19 protein-coding genes are annotated in these 18,708 nt (G+C 62.9%); 8 read left to right on the top strand and 11 right to left on the bottom strand.

Features of this window, described 5'->3' with window-relative positions; all coding sequences use genetic code 11:
- Positions 1-30 precede the first annotated feature (30 nt).
- From ABHM97_RS04120 to ABHM97_RS04100, 5 genes are all read right to left on the bottom strand, one after another.
- A complete protein-coding gene (locus ABHM97_RS04120; RefSeq protein ID WP_349469705.1) occupies positions 31-969 on the bottom strand; it encodes an aminoglycoside phosphotransferase family protein in 939 nt (312 codons plus the stop codon).
- Positions 970-1,069: 100 nt separating this feature from the next.
- Positions 1,070-1,840 (bottom strand): ABC transporter ATP-binding protein, encoded by a 771-nt coding sequence (locus ABHM97_RS04115; protein ID WP_349469704.1) that lies wholly within the window; start codon positions 1,838-1,840, stop codon positions 1,070-1,072.
- Positions 1,837-2,820 carry an ABC transporter ATP-binding protein gene (locus tag ABHM97_RS04110; protein WP_235519290.1) on the bottom strand — a complete coding sequence of 328 codons (984 nt, stop codon included), beginning with the start codon at positions 2,818-2,820 and terminating at the stop codon, positions 1,837-1,839. The genes ABHM97_RS04115 and ABHM97_RS04110 overlap by 4 nt, the downstream gene beginning before the upstream one ends.
- Positions 2,817-3,785, bottom strand: coding sequence for a branched-chain amino acid ABC transporter permease (locus ABHM97_RS04105; protein WP_235519291.1), 969 nt, complete (start codon positions 3,783-3,785; stop codon positions 2,817-2,819). The genes ABHM97_RS04110 and ABHM97_RS04105 overlap by 4 nt, the downstream gene beginning before the upstream one ends.
- A 9-nt stretch (positions 3,786-3,794) precedes the next feature.
- Complete coding sequence (locus tag ABHM97_RS04100; RefSeq protein ID WP_349469703.1) at positions 3,795-5,192, bottom strand: branched-chain amino acid ABC transporter permease; 1,398 nt, start codon at positions 5,190-5,192, stop codon at positions 3,795-3,797.
- Positions 5,193-5,546: 354 nt separating this feature from the next.
- Between ABHM97_RS04100 and ABHM97_RS04095 the strand changes: the two genes are divergently transcribed.
- The gene (locus ABHM97_RS04095; RefSeq protein ID WP_349469702.1) at positions 5,547-6,455 is read left to right on the top strand and encodes a Bax inhibitor-1/YccA family protein; all 909 of its coding nucleotides are present in this window, start codon (positions 5,547-5,549) and stop codon (positions 6,453-6,455) included.
- A 66-nt stretch (positions 6,456-6,521) separates the two neighbouring features.
- Here the strand turns inward: ABHM97_RS04095 and ABHM97_RS04090 are convergent, their stop codons facing one another.
- Genes ABHM97_RS04090 through galT form a run of 3 tightly spaced genes read right to left on the bottom strand, consistent with a single transcriptional unit; the run spans position 6,522 to position 10,121 of the window.
- Positions 6,522-7,760 carry an acetyl-CoA C-acetyltransferase gene (locus tag ABHM97_RS04090; RefSeq protein ID WP_349469700.1) on the bottom strand — a complete coding sequence of 413 codons (1,239 nt, stop codon included), beginning with the start codon at positions 7,758-7,760 and terminating at the stop codon, positions 6,522-6,524.
- Between the two features lie 55 nt (positions 7,761-7,815).
- On the bottom strand, positions 7,816-8,976 hold the full coding sequence (galK, locus tag ABHM97_RS04085; RefSeq protein ID WP_235519300.1) for a galactokinase: 1,161 nt from the start codon (positions 8,974-8,976) through the stop codon (positions 7,816-7,818).
- Positions 8,973-10,121, bottom strand: coding sequence for a galactose-1-phosphate uridylyltransferase (gene galT / locus ABHM97_RS04080; protein ID WP_349469698.1), 1,149 nt, complete (start codon positions 10,119-10,121; stop codon positions 8,973-8,975). Before galT ends, galK begins: the two co-directional genes overlap by 4 nt.
- 99 nt (positions 10,122-10,220) lie before the next feature.
- Between galT and ABHM97_RS04075 the strand changes: the two genes are divergently transcribed.
- From ABHM97_RS04075 to ABHM97_RS04060, 4 genes are all read left to right on the top strand, one after another.
- Complete coding sequence (locus ABHM97_RS04075) at positions 10,221-11,171, top strand: aldose 1-epimerase family protein (RefSeq protein ID WP_349469696.1); 951 nt, start codon at positions 10,221-10,223, stop codon at positions 11,169-11,171.
- Positions 11,172-11,233: 62 nt separating this feature from the next.
- Complete coding sequence (locus ABHM97_RS04070) at positions 11,234-12,514, top strand: AI-2E family transporter (protein ID WP_349469695.1); 1,281 nt, start codon at positions 11,234-11,236, stop codon at positions 12,512-12,514.
- A gap of 3 nt (positions 12,515-12,517) precedes the next feature.
- Entirely contained in the window at positions 12,518-13,756 is a 1,239-nt protein-coding gene (gene ilvA / locus ABHM97_RS04065; RefSeq protein ID WP_211713122.1) for a threonine ammonia-lyase, read from the top strand.
- A 12-nt stretch (positions 13,757-13,768) separates the two neighbouring features.
- Positions 13,769-14,389, top strand: coding sequence for a rhomboid family intramembrane serine protease (locus ABHM97_RS04060; RefSeq protein WP_349469694.1), 621 nt, complete (start codon positions 13,769-13,771; stop codon positions 14,387-14,389).
- Between the two features lie 80 nt (positions 14,390-14,469).
- Here the strand turns inward: ABHM97_RS04060 and greA are convergent, their stop codons facing one another.
- Both greA and ABHM97_RS04050 read right to left on the bottom strand, forming a co-directional pair.
- Complete coding sequence (greA, locus tag ABHM97_RS04055) at positions 14,470-14,964, bottom strand: transcription elongation factor GreA (RefSeq protein WP_235519311.1); 495 nt, start codon at positions 14,962-14,964, stop codon at positions 14,470-14,472.
- Between the two features lie 152 nt (positions 14,965-15,116).
- The gene (locus tag ABHM97_RS04050) at positions 15,117-15,575 is read right to left on the bottom strand and encodes a DUF4307 domain-containing protein (protein WP_349469693.1); all 459 of its coding nucleotides are present in this window, start codon (positions 15,573-15,575) and stop codon (positions 15,117-15,119) included.
- An 86-nt stretch (positions 15,576-15,661) separates the two neighbouring features.
- Between ABHM97_RS04050 and mca the strand changes: the two genes are divergently transcribed.
- Both mca and ABHM97_RS04040 read left to right on the top strand, forming a co-directional pair.
- Positions 15,662-16,567 (top strand): mycothiol conjugate amidase Mca, encoded by a 906-nt coding sequence (gene mca, locus ABHM97_RS04045; RefSeq protein WP_235519313.1) that lies wholly within the window; start codon positions 15,662-15,664, stop codon positions 16,565-16,567.
- Between the two features lie 60 nt (positions 16,568-16,627).
- The gene (locus ABHM97_RS04040) at positions 16,628-16,900 is read left to right on the top strand and encodes a hypothetical protein (RefSeq protein WP_257368688.1); all 273 of its coding nucleotides are present in this window, start codon (positions 16,628-16,630) and stop codon (positions 16,898-16,900) included.
- Positions 16,901-16,957: 57 nt separating this feature from the next.
- On the opposite strand, the gene trhA is transcribed toward ABHM97_RS04040, so the two are convergent.
- Positions 16,958-17,599: a PAQR family membrane homeostasis protein TrhA gene (gene trhA / locus ABHM97_RS04035; RefSeq protein ID WP_257368686.1), complete on the bottom strand. Its 642-nt coding sequence runs from the start codon at positions 17,597-17,599 to the stop codon at positions 16,958-16,960.
- A 106-nt stretch (positions 17,600-17,705) separates the two neighbouring features.
- Between trhA and ABHM97_RS04030 the strand changes: the two genes are divergently transcribed.
- Positions 17,706-18,512 (top strand): isoprenyl transferase, encoded by an 807-nt coding sequence (locus tag ABHM97_RS04030; RefSeq protein ID WP_257368684.1) that lies wholly within the window; start codon positions 17,706-17,708, stop codon positions 18,510-18,512.
- Positions 18,513-18,708 lie beyond the last annotated feature (196 nt).

Here is an 18,708-nt window from a genome sequence, read left to right as displayed (position 1 = left end):
TGTTTTAACTCAACGCGGGGTCACTTACGGTCAATGCGGGGGCTCACCATGGGCCGTAAGTGACCCCGCGTCGTGGCTAAGCACGCGATCCACCATTTCCACGCCCTGCCGCTCAAAGACAGGATCGCCGACGTCGTGTGCCCAGACCACCGTGCCGACGGCCTGGTTCAGGTTCTCAAGCCGCAAAAGCTGCCGGTCCTGCCCTGACTCGACTGTCCTTCCCAGGCCCTCGTAGAAGGCCTCCGAGAGCGTGGGATTCCCCAAGAACTGCTGATGGTTGAGTCGGACAAGGTCGTGGACCCAGGGGCGCCGGTCGGCACGGCCGAAGTCTATGACTTTCACCTCGCCGTCGTCCGTCAGCCAGTTGCGCGGCTGGTAGTCGCCGTGGGTGGTGACCAGCTCAGCAGGGCCCGGCACGACGCCATCAAGGGCCACTGTGAGCTGCTCCAGGGTCTGCCGGGGGAGCAGGGAGACTGCCCGCTTGATGATGGAACCCGTCCGGGTCTTCAACGCCCGCACGTAGCTGTGGGAAATACCTGCCGGCTGGTGCAGCGCGGCCAGGATGCTGCCCGCCTGCCGGTAGGTTTCCGGGTCCTGTTCGGCGTTGCTTCCCGCAACAAGTGTCCCCGGGAGGAAACGCGTGACCAGCAGCCGGGCGTCGGCGGCAGCATGGAGGAGGACGGGCACGCGGCCTTCCAGACCTGGCATTCCACGGGAATAGGCGGCGATCTCGCGGCGGATGTGGTGGCTGGTTTGGCTGGCCTTGACGATGTAACGCCCGCCATCCGGGGTGCCGAGCTGCAGGACCGTGGTGTCCTGCATGGGCCAGGAGTGGTCGCTGATGACCTCGAAGGGGCCCAGCCACGAGGACAGAAGCCGCTGCTGCTCCTCGCTGATCCCGTCTTTCACCAATCCAGCATGCCACGGGTTGCTGGCGACGCATGTTGTGAGGCCTGCTCTGCGCGCCATGAGGGGAGTATGGGGCGCAGAGCGGGCCCCACAACAAAGCGTGGGCCCCGGCTCAGTAACCGAGCTGGGGCCCACGTGGTGTTGGAGCGTCGTGGATCTACTAGACCTCGTCCGCCAGGGTGCCCAGGTACAGCTGGATCACCTTGGGGTCTTTCATGAGCTCACGGCCCGTACCCGTGTACGCGTCCTTGCCTTGGTCCAGGACGTAGCCGCGATCACAGATCTGAAGGCAGCGGCGTGCGTTCTGTTCCACCATGATCACGGACACGCCGGCACGGTTGATCTCGTGGACGCGAAGGAACGTCTCGTCCTGCTTGACGGGGGAGAGGCCGGCCGACGGCTCATCCAGCAGCAACACAGCCGGGTCCATCATGAGGGCCCTGCCCATGGCCACCATCTGGCGTTCGCCACCCGAGAGGGACCCGGCGCGTTGTGCACGCCGCTTGCCCAGTTCCGGGAACAGGCTGGTGACAAAGTCGAAGCGCTCGGCGAAGACCTTGGGCCGCTGGAACATGCCCATCTGGAGGTTCTCTTCAATGGTCAAGGTAGCGAAGACGTTGTTGGTCTGCGGAACAAAGCCTACGCCCTGGGTGACCAGCTTGTTGGCCTTCAACCCGGTGAGGTCCTGCCCGCGGACCACAACAGTGCCGGAGTGCACCTTTACCAGGCCGAACATGGCCTTGAGCAGGGTGGACTTGCCGGCGCCATTGGGTCCGATAATCCCGATCAGTTCACCCTTGCGTGCCTCGATGCTGCAGCCGTTAAGGATGTTGACGCCCGGGATGTAGCCCGCCACCAGGTTGGTGACTTTGACGACGGATTCGCTCGCCGGGGCAGCTGCCGATGCCGGCATTGCGGCGGGACTGCTCATTTCCGGTCCTCCTTGTTGGGTTCTACGACGTCGGACAGGATGCCAGCATCTTCCGTTCCGACAACCGACTCATCGTCGGCTACGAGTTCCGCTTCGAGTTCCTTGATGCCTTCAGCGTCGCCAAGATCGACGTCGTGGTGCGCGCCAAGGTAGGCGTCGATGACGGCGGGGTTCTTCATCACTTCTCCCGGAGGTCCCTCAGCCACCACCTTGCCTTCGGCCATGACCACCACCCAGTCAGCGATGTGGCGGACCATGTTCATGTCGTGCTCAACGAAGAGGACAGTCATGCCTTCGGCTTTGAGGTTCTTGATGTGGTCCAACAGCGACTGTGTCAGTGCCGGGTTCACGCCTGCCATGGGTTCATCGAGCATGACGAGCTTGGGCCGGACCATCAATGAGCGTGCCATTTCCAGGAGCTTGCGCTGGCCGCCGGAGAGTGACGCAGCGTAGTCGTCCTTCTTGGCGTCAAGCTTGAACTTCTGCAGCAGGACGTCAGCCTGTGCGGTAATGTCCCGTTCCCGGCCACCCCACATGCCTTTGAACAGGGCCTTGGAAAGCCGTTCGCCAGGCTGGTCGGCAGCGCCGAGGCGCATGTTTTCCATGACGGTCAACTTGCCCATGACCTTGGTCAGCTGGAACGTGCGGACCATGCCCATGCGGGCCACCTTGTAGGAAGACACCCCGGCGAGACTGTTGCCTTCAAACTGCCACTTGCCCGAGTTGGGTGTGTCGAAACCGGTCAGCAGGTTGAACAGCGTGGTCTTGCCTGCACCGTTGGGCCCAATCAGGGCCGTGATCTTATGGCGGGGAATTTCGAGGTACTCGACGTCGACGGCGTTGATGCCGCCAAAGGAACGGGTAACGCCCTCTGCCACCACGATCGGGTCACGCTTCTTGCAGCCGGGCAGGTTCTCCCCGACGGCGATCGGCCGCGAATCGGTCATGTAGTCGATGTCTTGTTCGTTCATTTCACTCATGCGAATGCAAGCTCCTTCTTATTGCCGAAGACGCCTTGCGGGCGGAAGATCATCAGGAGCATCAGTGCCACACCCACCAGGATGTAGCGCAGCTGGCCTGCCTGGACAGTGGTCAGCCACGTGATGACCCCCGATTCGATGAGGCCGTAAAGAAGGCTCTGGGTTAGCGAGAGCACTACCCAGAAGATCATGGCTCCAATGACCGGCCCCAGGACAGTGGCCATGCCACCGAGCAGGAGGCAGGTCCACAGGAAGAACGTCAGCTCGGTGCCGTAGTTGGATGGTTGGACAGCGCCGCGGGGCAGCGTGAAGATCATGCCGGCAAGTGCGCCGAGCACACCGCCAATGACCAGCGCCTGCATCTTGTAGGAGTAGACGTTCTTACCGAGCGATCGAACGGCGTTCTCGTCTTCCCGGATGCCCTTCAGTACGCGGCCCCAGGGGCTGCGCATGAGGAGCCAGACCAGCAGGCAGCAAACGATGACCAAGGCCCAACCCACCACGCGGATGAAGAAGTCCCTGTTGTTCATGCCCATGTAGGAGCCTTCGGGGAATGGATTCATGGCGTAGAAATCGCCCTCGAAGGCGGCCAGGCCGTTTGCCGAACCAGTGACGCTGGTCAGCTGGTTGGTAGTGACGACGTACCGTACGATTTCCGCGGACGCGATAGTCACAATGGCCAGATAGTCGGCCCGTAGCCTCAGCGTCGGAATGCCGAGGATGAAGGCGAAGATCACCGAACACAGGATGGCGATCAGCAGGCCGATGAAGAACGGAGCCTTGAACGTCAGGGTGGAGATGGCAAAGCCGTAAGCACCCACGGCCATGAAACCTGCCTGGCCGAAGTTCAGCAGGCCTGAGTAGCCGAAGTGGACCGCAAGGCCCAAAGCGGCAAGTGCGTAGGCCGCCGTCGTCGGACTGAATAGTTCGCCAAGGGCGCTGGAGAGAATAAATCCGAAATCCATGGCCCGCTCCTAACCCACACGCTCACGCCGGCCGAGGATACCCTGCGGTCGGAACAGAAGGACAACAATCATGATGAACAGGGCACCGACGTATTTGAGGTCGGCGGGGAGGCCGAACACGGTTGTCAGTTCCACGAAGACGCCGACGACGATCGAGCCGATCAGTGCGCCGAAGACAGTTCCCAGGCCGCCCAGGGTCACGCCGGCGAAGATGAGAAGCAGGATCTGCGAGCCCATGTCGAAGGTGACGCCTGGCCGGTAGTACGCCCACAGGATGCCGCCGAGGGAAGCAAGGACACCGCCAACGATCCACACAAGCCTGATCACGGAGTCGACGTCGATGCCGGATGCCGCTGCCAGTGCGGGGTTGTCCGCCACAGCGCGTGTTGCCTTGCCGAGCCGCGTCTTCAGCAGGACGATGCCCACCAGTGCGATGACCACGGCACTGATGATCAGTGACCATAGGTTGTTCGGCGTGATGGACACGGGGCCGATCTGGATCTCGGCACTTTGGGCTCCGGGCAGCTGCTGTGTGGCACCGCCGAAGAAGAACTGGATGACATACCGGATTGCCAAGGCAAGGCCGATGCTGACGATCATCATGGGGACAAGGCCTGAGCCACGTTTACGCAGCGGGCGCCACAGTCCAGCGTCCTGGACGTAGCCGAAGACTCCGCCGCCGACCAGTGCCAGCAGGATGGCCAACCAGAAGGGCAGACCCATGCCGTTGAACATGAACACCAAGACCGCGCCCAGTGTGACCATCTCGCCGTGGGCGAAGTTGGTGAGGCCGGTGGTTCCGAAGATCAGGGAAAGGCCAACAGCGGCAAGGGCCAGGAGCAAGCCGAAGCTCAGGCCTGCGACGAGGCGGTTGAGCAGGTTCTGGCCGAAGTCCTGTTGCTGGATCACAATGCCTTTGCCGAAGGCGAAGATCACCGACAGGTTGGAGGTCTGGCTGAAGGTGACATCGCGGGGATTGTCCTGGCCTTCAGCGAGCTTGATGCCGTCCGGCAGGGTGGAAGTGTCCAGCTCTACCCTGTAAGTGCCCTGGACCGGGACGCCGATGCTCCAGGCACCGTTGGCTCCAGAAGTGGCTTCGCCCTGGAAGCCATTGCCTGAGGCCTTGATTTTGACGCCGGGTATGGGTGCCCGGGCATCATCGCGGAGGAATCCGCTGATGTTATTTTGGAAATTTGTTGCTGATGGCGAAGGCGAGGGGGTGGTTGCCTCCGCCGCGGGGGCGGCGATCAACAGAACAGCAATGAGGGAAGCGAAAAGCGCCCCCACTACTCTCTGCAGTCCCTTGGACCGTCTGATGGACGGGTCGCGCAGTGTGCTTCTCAAAATGGAAACCTCCACAGTGGGGGTGATCCCGGCTGCGCCATTGCGGCCGGTGCGAACGGTCATGGGGCTTGTGAACAACTCTTTGCCTAGCTGCCTCGATGTGATCTAAGTCACCCATGTGTGGCCTATGTTACCGCTCGCGGGGAGTAATGAATGCCCAGTTCGGCAGTGCAAAGATCGCGATCAGGTAACAACTGTGAAGCTGGAGGCAACAAGCAATGTAGTGCTTCTTAAGTAAACCTTTGTTGTTTGACGGTGCTACTAAACGTTCGGACGAACGCCTACGCCGTTCACTGTTCCAATTCCGTGTCACGGTTGTGTTTCGGCCTCGTGAACAAGGGAACTTTCGCTGCCGCCCGGGCGTGGTAATTGGTACCGTGAACTATCACTTAGCCCTTTTTCAGGAGGACACCCGTAATGGCACTTGGCGGAAACCCAGTCTTCAACGGAAAGAATTTCCGTGGAGCAAAGCAGGCCCCGCCTGTACCGCAAAATCCCTACGGCCAGCAGTTTAACCAAGCCGGTCGAGCACCCTCGCAGGTCATGGATGGCCAAGCCGCATGGTCGGCTCAGCAGCAGAACATGACCAACGAGCAGCTGCAGCAGATGTACAACCAGCCCTCGGCCGGCCCCGCCGACACCGGGCGCATGACGTATGACGACGTCATCATGAAGACTGTCGCCTGCCTCGTGGTTTTGGTCATAGGTGCAGGTGTAACCCTCTTCGTTGCCCCGGCTCTCTCCAGCCTGCTCATGATCGTTGGCGCGCTGGGCGGTTTCGTCCTGGCCCTCGTCAACACGTTCAAGAAGCAGCCCTCGCCCGCGCTGATCCTGGCTTACGCCGGCCTCGAGGGCCTGTTCCTCGGCGGCCTCACCCGCATCCTTGATGGCATGTTCCCGGGTGTCGGCCTGCAGGCAGTCATCGGCACCCTTGCAGTTTTCGGTGTCACGCTGGTCCTGTTCAAGAGTGGCAAGGTCCGTGCGACTCCCAAGATGGTCCGCTTCTTCATGATCGCCACCATCGGTTACGCAGTCTTCGCGCTCATTAACCTGGTCATGATGTGGACCGGTGCCGTGCAGGAGCCGTTCGGTCTCCGCACCAGCATCACGATCGCGGGCATCCCGTTGGGCGTCTTCATCGGTATCCTGGCCATTGGCCTGGCAGCGTTCTCGCTCATCATGGACTTCACCAGCATCGAGCAAGGCGTCCGCGCCGGTGCCCCGAAACGTTATTCCTGGGTTGCCGCATTCGGCCTGACGGTCACCCTGGTGTGGCTCTACGTCGAAATCATCCGCCTGCTGGCAATTCTGCGCGGCGACGACTAAAACCGCCGGACAAGTAAACGCCAAAATGCCCCCGAACAATGTTTGGGGGCATTTTTGTATTCACTGCTAGCTCAGGCGCTCGAACACCACCGCCATGCCCTGCCCGCCGCCTACGCACAGGGTCGCAAGCCCCAATGCCCCGTCACGCTCCTTCAAGCCATTCAGCAGCGTGCTGGTCATGCGGGCGCCGGTCATCCCAAAGGGGTGCCCCAACGCGATGGCACCACCGTGGACGTTAAGCTTGGCCGGGTCGATCCCCAGTTCACGGGCGCTGGCGAGAACCTGAACCGCGAAGGCTTCGTTGAGCTCCACCAGATCAATGTCGTCCATTGTCAGGCCGGCCAACGCCAGTGCCCGACGGGAGGATTCCACCGGTCCCATGCCCATGAGCTCGGGGGAGAGGGCGCTCACTCCGGTCGAAACGACGCGCGCAAGGGGCTGAAGTCCAAGTTCTCGGGCCCGGGTGTCGCTCATGACCACCACGGCGGCGGCGCCGTCGTTAAGGGGGCAGGCATTCCCCGCAGTCACTGTCCCGGACGCGCGGAAGACGGGCTGAAGCGCCGACACCGCTTCAAGGGTCACCCCGGCCCGGGGCGAATCATCGCGGTCCACCACAACCCCATCCTTGCGTGTGTACGGTGTGATCTCGCGCGAATAGAACCCCGAGGCAATGGCGGCTTCGGCGCGGTTCTGGCTCAGGACGCCCCACTGGTCCTGTTCGGCCCTGCTGATGCCATAGCTTGTGGCCACGTTCTCGGCGGTCTGCCCCATGGAGATGTAGATGTCCGGCAACCGCCCGCCCAGCCGGGGGTCGGTCCACGGGATGTTTGAGGCCGCACGGGCAGCTGTGCGTTGTGCGGCAGACTCGAAAAGGGGATTGTGGTTGGCGGTATCGGTTTCACCCGCTCCGGCCCAGTTTTGGTACCGGGATACGCTCTCCACCCCGGCCGAGACGATCGCGTGGGCTTCTCCGGATTTGATGGCGTGGAAGGCCATTCGCAGCGTTTGGAGGCTCGAGGCGCAGAAGCGGTTGATGGTGGCCGCCGGTACGCGGTCCAGCCCGGCCAGGACCGCAACCACGCGCGCCATGTTGGAGCCGGCCTCGCCGCTGGGCTCTGCGCATCCGAGCAGGATGTCATCGAGTCCCTTGCCACCATCGGCACCAGGATTGAAGCCGGGCAGCTTGGCCAGGGCAGCCTGGACCATGGCGGTTGCGAGGTCGTCCGGACGTTCGTCCTTGAGCGAGCCCTTGAAGGCCCGGCCTATGGGACTCCTTGCAGTGGAAACGATGACAGCCTCAGTCATGGCCCCAGCTTACGCCCGGCATCCGGAAGGAAAACCGGGCGAATCGGCGCAGGCCTCAGGCCAGGCGCCGGGCGCCGGCTGCCGGTGTTACGGTGAAAATGTCCGGTGCGGTGAAGCCCGCCTCCGCGAAGGAACGCACGACGGCGTCACGCACCTGCTGCTCCTGGCCCACCGGAGTCAGGGCGATGGCCGAGCCGCCGAAACCGCCACCGGTCATACGGGCACCAATGGCGCCGGCGGACCGGGACGTGTCCACGGCGAGGTCGAGTTCCGGGCAGGAGATCTCGAAGTCATCCCGCATGGAGACATGGCTGGCATCCAGGAGCGCGCCGATGGAGGCAGGACCCTGGGTGCCAAGGATCTCCACGGTTTGGAGGACCCTGTCGTTTTCAGTGACCACGTGGCGGACCCGTCGAAGGGTGGTTTCGTCCAGCAAACCGGACGCCTCCTCCAAACGCTCCACACCGACGTCGCGCAGTGCTTTGACACCGAGGATCTCGGCACCCAACTCGCACGACGCCCGCCTGGAGGCATAACCGCCGTCGGCATGGGAATGCGACACTTTCGTATCGATGACCAGCAGGACCAAACCTGAAGCCTCGGCATCGAAGGGGACCAGCTCCACGTGCTGGTCGCGGCAGTCCAGGAAGACGGCCTGACCCTTGGCTCCCCGCAAGGAAGCCGACTGGTCCATGATTCCCGTGGGCGCGCCAACAAAGACGTTCTCTGCACGCTGGGTAGCCAAGACCAGTTCCTCGGCGGCTAAGCCTGCTCCCGTGAGCTCGTTGAGGGCGGAAATGACGGCGCACTCAATGGCGTGGGAGGAAGAAAGGCCGGCGCCCAGGGGAACATCGGAGTCGAGGAGCAGGTCGAATCCGGGGACGTTCACGTCCCGGTCCTTCAAAGCCCAGGCCACCCCCAGCGGATACCGCGACCAGCCTTGGCCTGAACCCGGCTCCAAGCCGTTGAGCTCCGCCTCCACGAGGCCGTGGCCACCGAACGTGGAGAGCATCCGCACCGTGGAATCGTCGCGGACACGCAGGGCCACTTTTGCTGTCTTGTCGATCGCGAAGGGCAGGACAAACCCTTCGTTGTAGTCGGTGTGCTCGCCGATGAGGTTGACCCGGCCGGGAGCCTGCCACACGCCGTCGGGAGCGGCTCCAAACACTTCCTGGAAGCGGGCGGCGAGGACGCTGGTGTCGGTGGCTGTGCTCATGCTGGGGTGCCTTCCAGGGTTTTGGCGGAGGCCGGTGCGGCAACGTTGCGAAGCCGCTCAGCGACGGCCTCCGGCGTAATGTCATTGATGAACGCTCCCATGGCCGCTTCTGAACCGGCCAGGTACTTGAGCTTATCGGCCGCGCGGCGGGGCGAGGTCAACTGCAGGTGGAGTTGGCCCGCCGGGCGCAGGGCCGGATCCAACGGGGCCTGGTGCCATGCGGAGATGTACGGCATGGGTGTTGGGTAGAGCGAGTCCAACCGCTTCAACAGGTCAAGGTAGACGTGCGACAGTTCGTCCCGTTCTTCCCCGGTCAGTGCAGCCAAATCAGGGACGCTGCGGTGCGGCACCAAGTGGATCTCCAGGGGCCAGCGCGCAGCGAAAGGGACGTAGGCGCTGAAGTGCTTGGCCTCCAGGACCATCCGGCTTCCATCTTCACGTTCGGCTTTGAGGAGCGAGGCCGCCAGCGTTTCCTTCGCGTCGACGTCGTCGTAGTACTTGCGGGCGACGGCGCCCAGCTGGGCGGCGCGGGGCGTCACGTAGGGGTAGGCGTAGATCTGGCCGTGGGGGTGGTGCAGGGTGACGCCGATGTCCGCACCACGGTTTTCGAACGGGAAGACCTGTTTGATGCCGGGCAGGGCGCTCAGGGCTTCCGTGCGCTGGGCCCAGGCCTCGATCACGGTGCGGGCGCGCGTTTCACCCAGTTCAGCGAACGAGCCGGTGTGCTGCGGAGTGAAAGCCACCACTTCACAGCGCCCGTATGCCACCCCCTTGGTGCCGTGGCCGCTGAGGCCCGGTGCCGGCAGGGGAGGGATGTCACCCATTGCAGGTCCGAGCGACGGGAAACGGTTTTCGAAGACCACCACGTCATAATCCGGGGCTGGGATCTCGGAGGCGTTCGCAGGCGTGGTCGGGCAAATAGGGCACTGATCTGCAGGGGGCAGATGCGTCCGGGTTTGCCGATGGGCCGCTACGGCTACCCAGTCACCGGACAACGCGTCATACCTGACTTCCCCGGGCTCGCCTCGGGCAGGAAGCCCGCGGTGGTCAACCAGAGATTCGGGAGCTCGTTCCGGGGTTCCGGGGTCATCGAAATAGATCAGCTCTCGGCTGTCCGCGAGGCGGGTGCTGGTAATGCGACTCATGAATCCATCATTCCACAAGCAACCAAAAACGCATAGTTTCTAACAAAAGCAAACATTGCCGATCGGTCCGGACCTTCTGGGATGCAGTACGGTAATGCCATGCCTGCCTCATCTGCGCCCGTTGACCAAACCGACCAGCCAGCCTCCCGTCGATTCGCCACGGGCCGCCAATTCGAGATCCGCAGGGACGACGCGCTCGCCGTCATCACGGAGCTCGCGGCCGGCCTTCGCCTGTACTCGCGCAAGGGTATCCCGCTGACCGAAAGCTACGGCGATGACCAGATTCCGCCCGGCGCAACAGGCATCACCCTGGCTCCCTGGGCGAACCGCATCGAAGACGGTGTCTGGTACCTCGACGGAAAGAAACAACAGCTCGACATCACCGAAGCCTCCCGCAACAATGCCAGCCACGGCCTCCTCCGGAATACCGGATACACGCTGGTGGATGAGTCCGAGTTTTCCGTGACCCTGGAAGCCACCGTTTTCCCTCAGCACGGGTACCCGTTCCTGGCGCGGCACCAGGTTCGTTACGAGCTGGACGAAGCCTTGGACCTCCGCGTATCGCAGACCTTGCTCAACGACTCCCCATCAGCGGCCCCGTTCGTCCTGGGCGCCCACCCGTACCTGCGCATCGGCGACGTTGCGCCGGAGGACCTGACGCTGACCGTCCACGCAGGAACCCGCCTGGTGGCCGATGACCGGCTCATCCCCAGGAGCGCTGCCGCGGCAGAGGGGGAGTACGACTTTTCCGCCGGGCGCACAGTGGGCGGACTCCTGGTGGACGTCGCCTTGACGGACTTGGCGTTCGACGGCGGTGTGGCCCGCCACACGCTGACTGCAGTCGACGGCCGAAGTGTGAGCCTGGAGCAGGACGAAAGCTGCCAGTACGTGCACGTCTTCGTCACCGACACCTTCCCCGGCCGTACCAGGGCGGTGGCCATAGAGCCCATGACTGGACCGGCCAACGCGTTCAACAGCGGCGACGGCCTGCGCTGGCTGGCCCCAGGCGAAGCATTCACCATGAACTGGGGCATCACGGCGTCCCTGTAGCCATGCCCTGCCGCGGCGCGGGTCGGTTTCCCATACGGCGCGGGCTGCGGAAGTATAGGTTCATGACGCCAACACCGGACGCCAGATCACGTTCAGACCGCCAAATCGCCGAAGACATTCCCTACGGGGTGCGCATTGCCGCCGCGTGGTCGTGGCGGGCAGGTTTGATCCTGCTCATGATCGGCGCGCTCGTGTGGCTGCTGGGCAAGGTCAGTTTCCTCATCATCCCCGTGATGGTGGCAGCCCTCCTGGCGGGCCTGCTTTATCCGGTGGTCGCTTGGCTGCGTCAACGGAGCATGCCCAACGGTGCTGCCGTAGCTGTCACGGTCCTGGGCTTCATCGGCGTGATCGTGGGTGCCTTGGCCCTTGTGGGCAGGCAGCTCATATCCGGCTTCGGTGAGCTTTGGCAAGAGGCCCTGATCGGAATCCAGCAGATCCAGACGTGGCTGGCAGATGGGCCGCTCCATCTCACGGCCGACCAGATCGACCAATACATTGCCGATGGTGCCAATGCCCTGCAGAACAACAGCAGCAGCATCCTGAGCGGTGCCCTGTCCTTTGGCAGCACCGCCGGGCACTTTGCGGCAGGCCTGGTCCTGGCACTGTTCATCCTCATCTTTTTCCTGCTTGAAGGCAGCCGGATCTGGGGATTCCTGGTCCGTCTGTTGCCCAAGACGGCACGCCGGGCCACGGACGGCGCAGGCCGCCGCGGCTGGACCTCGATGGTCAGTTACGTCCGCATCCAGATGTTCGTCGCGTTCGTGGACGCAGTGGGCATTGGTGTGGGTGCCGCCATCATCCAGGTTCCGCTTGCCCTGCCCCTCGCCGTCCTGGTGTTCATTGGATCCTTTATCCCCGTGGTGGGTGCCCTGGTCACCGGTGCCATCGCCGTGCTTCTGGCACTTGTAGCCAACGGACCCATCAACGCGCTGATCATGCTGGCCATCGTCCTGCTTGTCCAGCAGCTCGAAAGCCACATCCTCCAGCCGCTGGTGATGGGCAAGGCCGTAGCCCTCCACCCGGTGGCCGTGATCCTCTCGGTGGCCGCAGGATCCTACTTGGCAGGAATTCCCGGCGCGCTGTTCGCGGTACCGTTGCTCGCCGTAGTAAACACGGCAGTTCGCTACATTGCGGGCCGGACGTGGGAACATGATGAAGTACTGGGCGGCGTGGAGCTCCAGCAGGGCACTGCTGCGACGGTCCCGGACGCGGACGCCAACTTCAAGGACGTCAGCGTCCAAAAGCCCCTATCCCGGGCCGGTAACGGCGTCGGTGGCAAGACCAAGGCTTCAGGGAGCACCTCTGCGGAGGACCCTGCGGCCAACATCAACAAAGGAGAATAGTCAGTGAATACCCTCGAAACCCTGCCCGTCACGCTGGACGATGTCCTCAAGGCGCAGGAGTTGCTCGAGGGCATTATTACCAAGACTCCAGTGGAGTCGTCCCGCGCGCTGGGCAGCCTTGTAGGCGGCAACGTCTTTTTCAAGTGCGAGAACCTCCAGCGTGCCGGCTCCTTCAAGGTCCGTGGCGCGTACGTCCGGATGGCCCGCCTGACGGACGACGAAAAGAAGCGCGGAGTCGTGGCGGCCTCCGCTGGAAACCACGCCCAAGGCGTGGCCGTGGCAGCCAAGAGCCTGGGCATCAACGCCAGGATCTACATGCCGCTGGGTGTCGCACTGCCAAAGCTCGCAGCAACCCGCAGCCATGGCGCTGAGGTAGTCCTGCATGGGCACAACGTGGATGAAGCATTGGCCGAAGCCCAACGCTATGCCAACGAAACCGGCGCGGTGTTCGTGCACCCCTTCGACAACGTGGACGTCGTCGCCGGGCAAGGCACCATTGGGCTCGAAATCCTGGACCAGATCCCCAACGTGGACACCATCCTCATGGGTGTCGGCGGTGGTGGGCTCCTGGCTGGCGTGGCGGTGGCCATCAAGGCCCGGGCCAAGGAGCTTGGCCGGGAAATCCGGGTTATCGGCGTGCAGGCGGAAAACGCAGCCGCCTACCCTCCCTCCCTTGCAGCAGATGCACTGGTGCCGCTCAAGAAGGTCACTACGATGGCGGACGGTATCGCCGTGGGCCGCCCGGGCCAGCTTCCGTTCAGCATCATCCGGGAACTCGTCGACGACGTCGTCACCGTCAGCGAAGACTCATTGGCCCGCGCCCTGATCTTCCTGCTCGAACGGGCAAAGATGGTGGTTGAACCTGCCGGTGCCGTCGGAGTAGCCGCACTGATGGATGGCAAGATCGAAAACCCGGGGAACACCGCCGTCGTGCTTTCCGGCGGCAACATCGATCCCATGCTGATGCTTAAAGTCATCCAGCGAGGCCTGTCGGCCGCCGGTCGGTTCATGACAGTGCGCATGATGCTGGATGACCGTCCCGGTTCGCTGGCGACCATCGCGCGGATCATCGCCGAAAACGATGCCAACGTCACCGGACTCGACCACACCCGCCTGGGTGGATCCATCAGCATGGGCGATGTCTCCATCACCATCAACCTGGAAACCAAGGGCCACGAACACGGAGAACAGGTTCTCGGTGCGCTGCGTGCCGAGGGCTTCCAGCCGATCGTGGTGCACTGACAGAGGGGGCCATTGGTGCTCGGAATGCCCGAAGGGACGCCGGTAGAGGCGAAGGATTCGTTGGCCGGGCGGGCGAAGGGCGGCCTGTTGTTCATGGGCGGCTTCGTGATCCTGCTCTACGTCATCGAGGTTATTAACACGCTGATGCTTCACAGCCTCAACCGCACCTTTGGGCTGCGTTCCCGGACCCTGGATGGCGTCCTGGACATCCTGACGTTCCCGCTCCTGCACGCCAACTTCAATCACCTGCTCTCCAACACCCTGCCGCTGATCATCTTCGGATTCCTGGCGTTCATGTCCGGATTCCGTGTGTTCATCACCGCCCTGGCGTTCAGTTGGCTGGGTTCAGGATTGGCTGTGTGGCTTATCGGCGGGGGAGGGGTGACGGTGGGCGCCTCCGGGCTGGTCTTCGGACTCTTCGCATTCCTCCTGGTGCGGGGCTTCTTCAACCGCAACTGGTGGCAGATCCTGCTCTCCGTGGTGCTCTTCATGGCCTACGGCAGCATCCTTTTGGGGGTGCTTCCCACGGTCATGGGGTACATCTCCTGGCAGGCACACCTCGGCGGAGCTGTCGGCGGCGTGATCGCGGCCGTCCTCTTACGCCCTAAAGCGCAGACCGCAGCAACTTTCTGATTGCCGGCAAGGTGGCAAAGGAAACGCCGGCCCGCCCCGGGAAGGGGCGGACCGGCGTCGTTGGTTAAAGGCGTTGCAGCTTAGCCGGCGTAGGGCTTCGCGGAAACGATCTCCACCGGGATTTCCTTGCCGTTGGGGGCAACGTAGCTCAGTTTCTCGCCCTCCTTGTGGCCGATGATGGCAGCGCCCAAGGGGGACTTCTCGCTGAAAACATCAATATCCGAATCCCCGGCGATTTCGCGGGAGCCGAGCAGGAATTTCTCTTCGTCGCCGGCAATGCGGGCAACAACCAGCATGCCGGGTTCAACGATGCCGTCGTCGGCAGGTGCTTCGCCCACCTGGGCATCGCGCAGAAGTACAGTGAGCTGACGGATGCGGGCCTCAATCTTGCCCTGCTCCTCCTTGGCTGCGTGGTAGCCGCCGTTCTCCTTGAGGTCGCCCTCTTGGCGGGCAGCTTCGATCTTCTGGACGATATCCGCCCGGCCAGCGCCGGAAAGGTGGTCCAGCTCAGCCGTCAAGCGATCGAATGCTTCCTGGGTAAGCCAAGCTGCAGTGGCGCTGTTGGTGGTAGACACGGATTTCTCCTCTTGATCTGACAATGCAAAAGACCCCGCCTAGGTGGCCACTCGTGGAACTCAGTAACCAACTTAACGGGGTGAAGGTTTCATCCATTGTAGTAAATCCTCTGGACGAACCCAAACCGGTTGAGTCGTGGGTCACACGATTGTTATTTTCCGCTGTCCACGATCCAGCAATTATCCACGACGCCGGACACCGCAGGGGACTCGGTCCGCAGGATGGTCCGCTGTACGGTGGTCCGGCCGCCATCGGCGCTCTGCTCGGGCTGGTTGGGACCGATTTCCACCACTTTCCAGCCCACGACGGCGAACTTGGAATCCATGGCCTTGATGGCGCACTTTGCCGTGGCTCCCGGACTCTTGGTGACCTGGTAGTCCACCTCCGCCTGGGTCCCATCCACCGTGCTGTACCCGATATCTTTGAAGGTGACGGGGGCTGTGGCCGAGGTCGTTGCAACCCACGCTGCGAACGCAATACCGACGATCAGTGCCACGAGGACGATGATCCGCTTGGTTTTGCGGGTCATGGCGTGCTTTTGGCCGCCGTAGCGATTGGCTAGGCTGGTGCTTGCCGGTACGTGGGTGGCCGATAGGTCCTCTGAAGTCACCCATCCAGTTTAGTGCCGATCCCGGCGCCTGCTCACCGCCCACAAGTCCGTAACACAAACCCGTTATACGAAAGAGGAGCCGTCACGTGACAGCGTCCAGCAGTTCCGACCAGCAGCTGAGGCTGCTCGCCGTCCACGCCCACCCGGATGATGAGTCCAGCAAGGGCGCGGCGACCATGGCAATGTATGCCGCGGCCGGAGTGGACGTCATGGTTGCCACATGCACGGACGGCTCGCGCGGCGATATCCAGAATCCCGCCATGGAGGATGCTCCGCACCCCAAGCGCGACATGGCCGGTGCGCGGCGCCTGGAAATGGCGAACGCAGCGGCAGTCCTCGGCATCAAGCAACGGTGGCTGGGCTTCGTGGACTCAGGCTTGCCTGAAGGTGACCCGCTTCCTGCGCTCCCTGCAGGGTGCTTCGCCCTGCAGCCTTTGGAGCGGGCCACAGCGCCGCTGGTCCGCCTGGTCCGGAATTTCAAGCCCCACGTCATCCTCAGCTATGACGAAAATGGAGGGTACCCGCACCCGGACCACATCATGGCCCACAAGGTGGCTGTGGAAGCCTTCGAAGCCGCAGGCGACGCTGACCGGTACCCGGGGCTGGGGGAGCCGTGGGCGCCGAGCAAGCTCTACTACGACCGTGCATTCAGCCCCGAACGCTTCCGGGCATTGCACTTCGCCCTGGAAGAGGCCGGCTTGCAGTCCCCGTATGCCGAGCGGCTAGCTGCTTGGCTGGAAGCTGACGCCGAGGGGCACACCCCGCCGGTACCGGCCCACCAGACAACCACCCAGGTGGATTGCGGGGACTTCTTCGAGGCCCGGGACGACGCCCTGCGCGCTCACCGAACCCAGATCGACCCGCTGGGGTTCTTCTTCGCTGTGTCACCGGAGCTGCAGCGAAAGGTATGGCCGTGGGAGGACTACACCCTGGTCACTTCGCGGGTCCCGTCCGAACTGCCGGAGAAGGACCTCTTCGCGGGGATAAGATAGGAACGCCGCCAGTTTCTATCGCTCGTAGAAATTGCATCTGCTCCCATAGAAGGTTTGAACGTGCACCACTTGCTACTCGCCCTGACCGTTACTCCGTCGCCCGATCCTACGGGCACGCTGCGGCCTGGTCTGTCCGAGGATCAGGTGACGCCGGGTACTTGGGGCTTCGTCCTGACGGCCTTCATCGTGATCCTCACGACCTTCCTGATTGTGGACATGGTGCGACGTATCCGCCGTGTCCGCTATCGGGCGCAGGTGGAGGAAGCCCGCATGGCTGCCGAGGCCGGCGACCAGGCGGACGAGAACGGCGACGCCGGGCCCGGTACCCGCTGACGCGGTAATCGCTGACGCAGGGCTTCAGGTGGTCAAATCGGGTGGCTGCGCAACCAGCTAGCTCAGTACTGCCATCATGATGGCGATGAAGTGTGCCGCGAAGGCCAGCACGGTGAAAGCGTGGAAGAGTTCGTGGAACCCGAAATGGGTGGCGCTGAAGTTTGGCCGTTTGATGCCGTAGAACACCGCTCCGGCGATATACAGCGCACCACCGACGCAGATGAGGACCGCCGCGGCGGCATTTGCCGCAAAAAACTGCGGCAGGTAGAACAGTGCGCCGCAGCCCAAGGCGATGTAGACGGGGACGTAGAGCCACCGTGGAGCTCCGGTCCAGAGGATCCGGAAAAGTACCCCGACTATTGCCCCGGACCACACGAGCCACAGCAAGGTGATGGCTTCGGAGCGTTCAAGGAGCGACCAGGCCAGTGGGGTGTAGCTGCCTGCGATCACCAGCATGATGTTGGTGTGGTCCAAACGTTTAAGGACCATCTTGACCCGGGGTGACCAGTTTCCGCGGTGGTAAACGGCGCTGACGCCAAAGAGCAGGAACCCTGTCAGCGCATAGATGGCCGAGGTGACTTTGCGGTCGGGAGTGGGTGCGACTGCCACCAAAATGATCCCGGCGGCCAACGCGAAAGGAGCGGCGACGGCGTGGATCCATCCACGCCAGAGGGGCTTGGTTTCGACGAGCTCAGCCATGGTTCCAGAATAACTTACGTTCCGGTAAGTTACCGCAGGGTAACCTGCGTCGGAGGATTTTGACCCGAGACTGCACCGGCTCGACGGCTGGGGCGGGTAGCCTTGGATGTGCGTCGTCGTCGTACAAGCAAGGAAGTCAGGTGAGAGTCCGGTGGAGCTGCCCGGTTTCCTCTATGGCTTTTACGAGCGCAAGTTGCTGCGCTCACTCAAGCAGGACCAGATCCCGCGGCATATTGGCGTAATGGTGGACGGTAACCGCAGGTGGGCCCGCCAGTTCAACGCTCCAACGAGCCAAGGGCATCAGGCTGGGGCGGACAAGATCCACGAATTCCTGGGCTGGTGCCAGGAGCTCGGCGTCAAGGTCGTGACGCTCTACATGCTCTCCACGGACAACATGAACCGCTCCGGTGAAGAACTGGACCTGCTCATGGGCATCATTGCCAACACCATGGACCGCCTCGACGAGGACGAAGACGTCTCGGTCCACGCCATGGGCGCACCTGAGCTGCTCCCGGACTACCTCGCCGAACGGCTCAACAAACTGACGTCCCGGACGCCTGTCCATGAAAAGATCCACGTCAACGTAGCAGTGGGTTACGGTGGTCGACGCGAAATTGTCGACGCCGTGCGGGAACTGCTGCACGATGCTGCCGCCAAGGGACGCACCATGACGGAGGTCGCAGATGAACTTTCGGTGGACGACATTTCACGCTTCCTCTACACCCGCGGCCAGCCCGATCCGGACCTGGTGATCCGCACGTCCGGCGAGCAGCGGCTCTCCGGCTTCCTCATGTGGCAGAGCGCGTACAGCGAGTTCTATTTCTGCGAAGCCCTGTGGCCTGCTTTCCGCAAGGTCGATTTCCTGCGTGCGCTCAGGGATTATGCCGGGCGCCAGCGCCGGTACGGAACCTAGCCGCCGTCGGGTTCACCGAAAATTAACGAGACGGACATGCGACTTGCCGACGACGGATTGCGGAAATGAATGTGTCCGGGATTACGTTAATCCCATCAGCAGGCAAAACCGCCCGCTGATCGGGGAGGCCAGTACATGGAGCGGAACATCGCACCAGTTACATGGGAGGCCACGCCCGGCCTTCCGGCCGAGCCGC

The sequence above is a fragment of the Paenarthrobacter sp. CAP02 genome (assembly GCF_040137855.1).
Taxonomy (GTDB): domain Bacteria; phylum Actinomycetota; class Actinomycetes; order Actinomycetales; family Micrococcaceae; genus Arthrobacter.
The sequence above is the reverse complement of the archived record's forward strand: the minus strand, read 5'-3'. Positions and strand labels throughout refer to the sequence as shown.

Bases quoted from the DNA above. Each gene is read 5' to 3' on its own strand.
- ABHM97_RS04120 (WP_349469705.1), bottom strand. From the start codon at position 969: ATGGCGCGCAGAGCAGGCCTCACAACATGCGTCGCCAGCAACCCGTGG.
- ABHM97_RS04115 (WP_349469704.1), bottom strand. From the start codon at position 1,840: ATGAGCAGTCCCGCCGCAATGCCGGCATCGGCAGCTGCCCCGGCGAGC.
- ABHM97_RS04110 (WP_235519290.1), bottom strand. From the start codon at position 2,820: ATGAGTGAAATGAACGAACAAGACATCGACTACATGACCGATTCGCGG.
- ABHM97_RS04105 (WP_235519291.1), bottom strand. From the start codon at position 3,785: ATGGATTTCGGATTTATTCTCTCCAGCGCCCTTGGCGAACTATTCAGT.
- ABHM97_RS04100 (WP_349469703.1), bottom strand. From the start codon at position 5,192: ATGACCGTTCGCACCGGCCGCAATGGCGCAGCCGGGATCACCCCCACT.
- ABHM97_RS04095 (WP_349469702.1), top strand. From the start codon at position 5,547: ATGGCACTTGGCGGAAACCCAGTCTTCAACGGAAAGAATTTCCGTGGA.
- ABHM97_RS04090 (WP_349469700.1), bottom strand. From the start codon at position 7,760: ATGACTGAGGCTGTCATCGTTTCCACTGCAAGGAGTCCCATAGGCCGG.
- galK (WP_235519300.1), bottom strand. From the start codon at position 8,976: ATGAGCACAGCCACCGACACCAGCGTCCTCGCCGCCCGCTTCCAGGAA.
- galT (WP_349469698.1), bottom strand. From the start codon at position 10,121: ATGAGTCGCATTACCAGCACCCGCCTCGCGGACAGCCGAGAGCTGATC.
- ABHM97_RS04075 (WP_349469696.1), top strand. From the start codon at position 10,221: ATGCCTGCCTCATCTGCGCCCGTTGACCAAACCGACCAGCCAGCCTCC.
- ABHM97_RS04070 (WP_349469695.1), top strand. From the start codon at position 11,234: ATGACGCCAACACCGGACGCCAGATCACGTTCAGACCGCCAAATCGCC.
- trhA (WP_257368686.1), bottom strand. From the start codon at position 17,599: ATGGCTGAGCTCGTCGAAACCAAGCCCCTCTGGCGTGGATGGATCCAC.
- ABHM97_RS04030 (WP_257368684.1), top strand. From the start codon at position 17,706: ATGTGCGTCGTCGTCGTACAAGCAAGGAAGTCAGGTGAGAGTCCGGTG.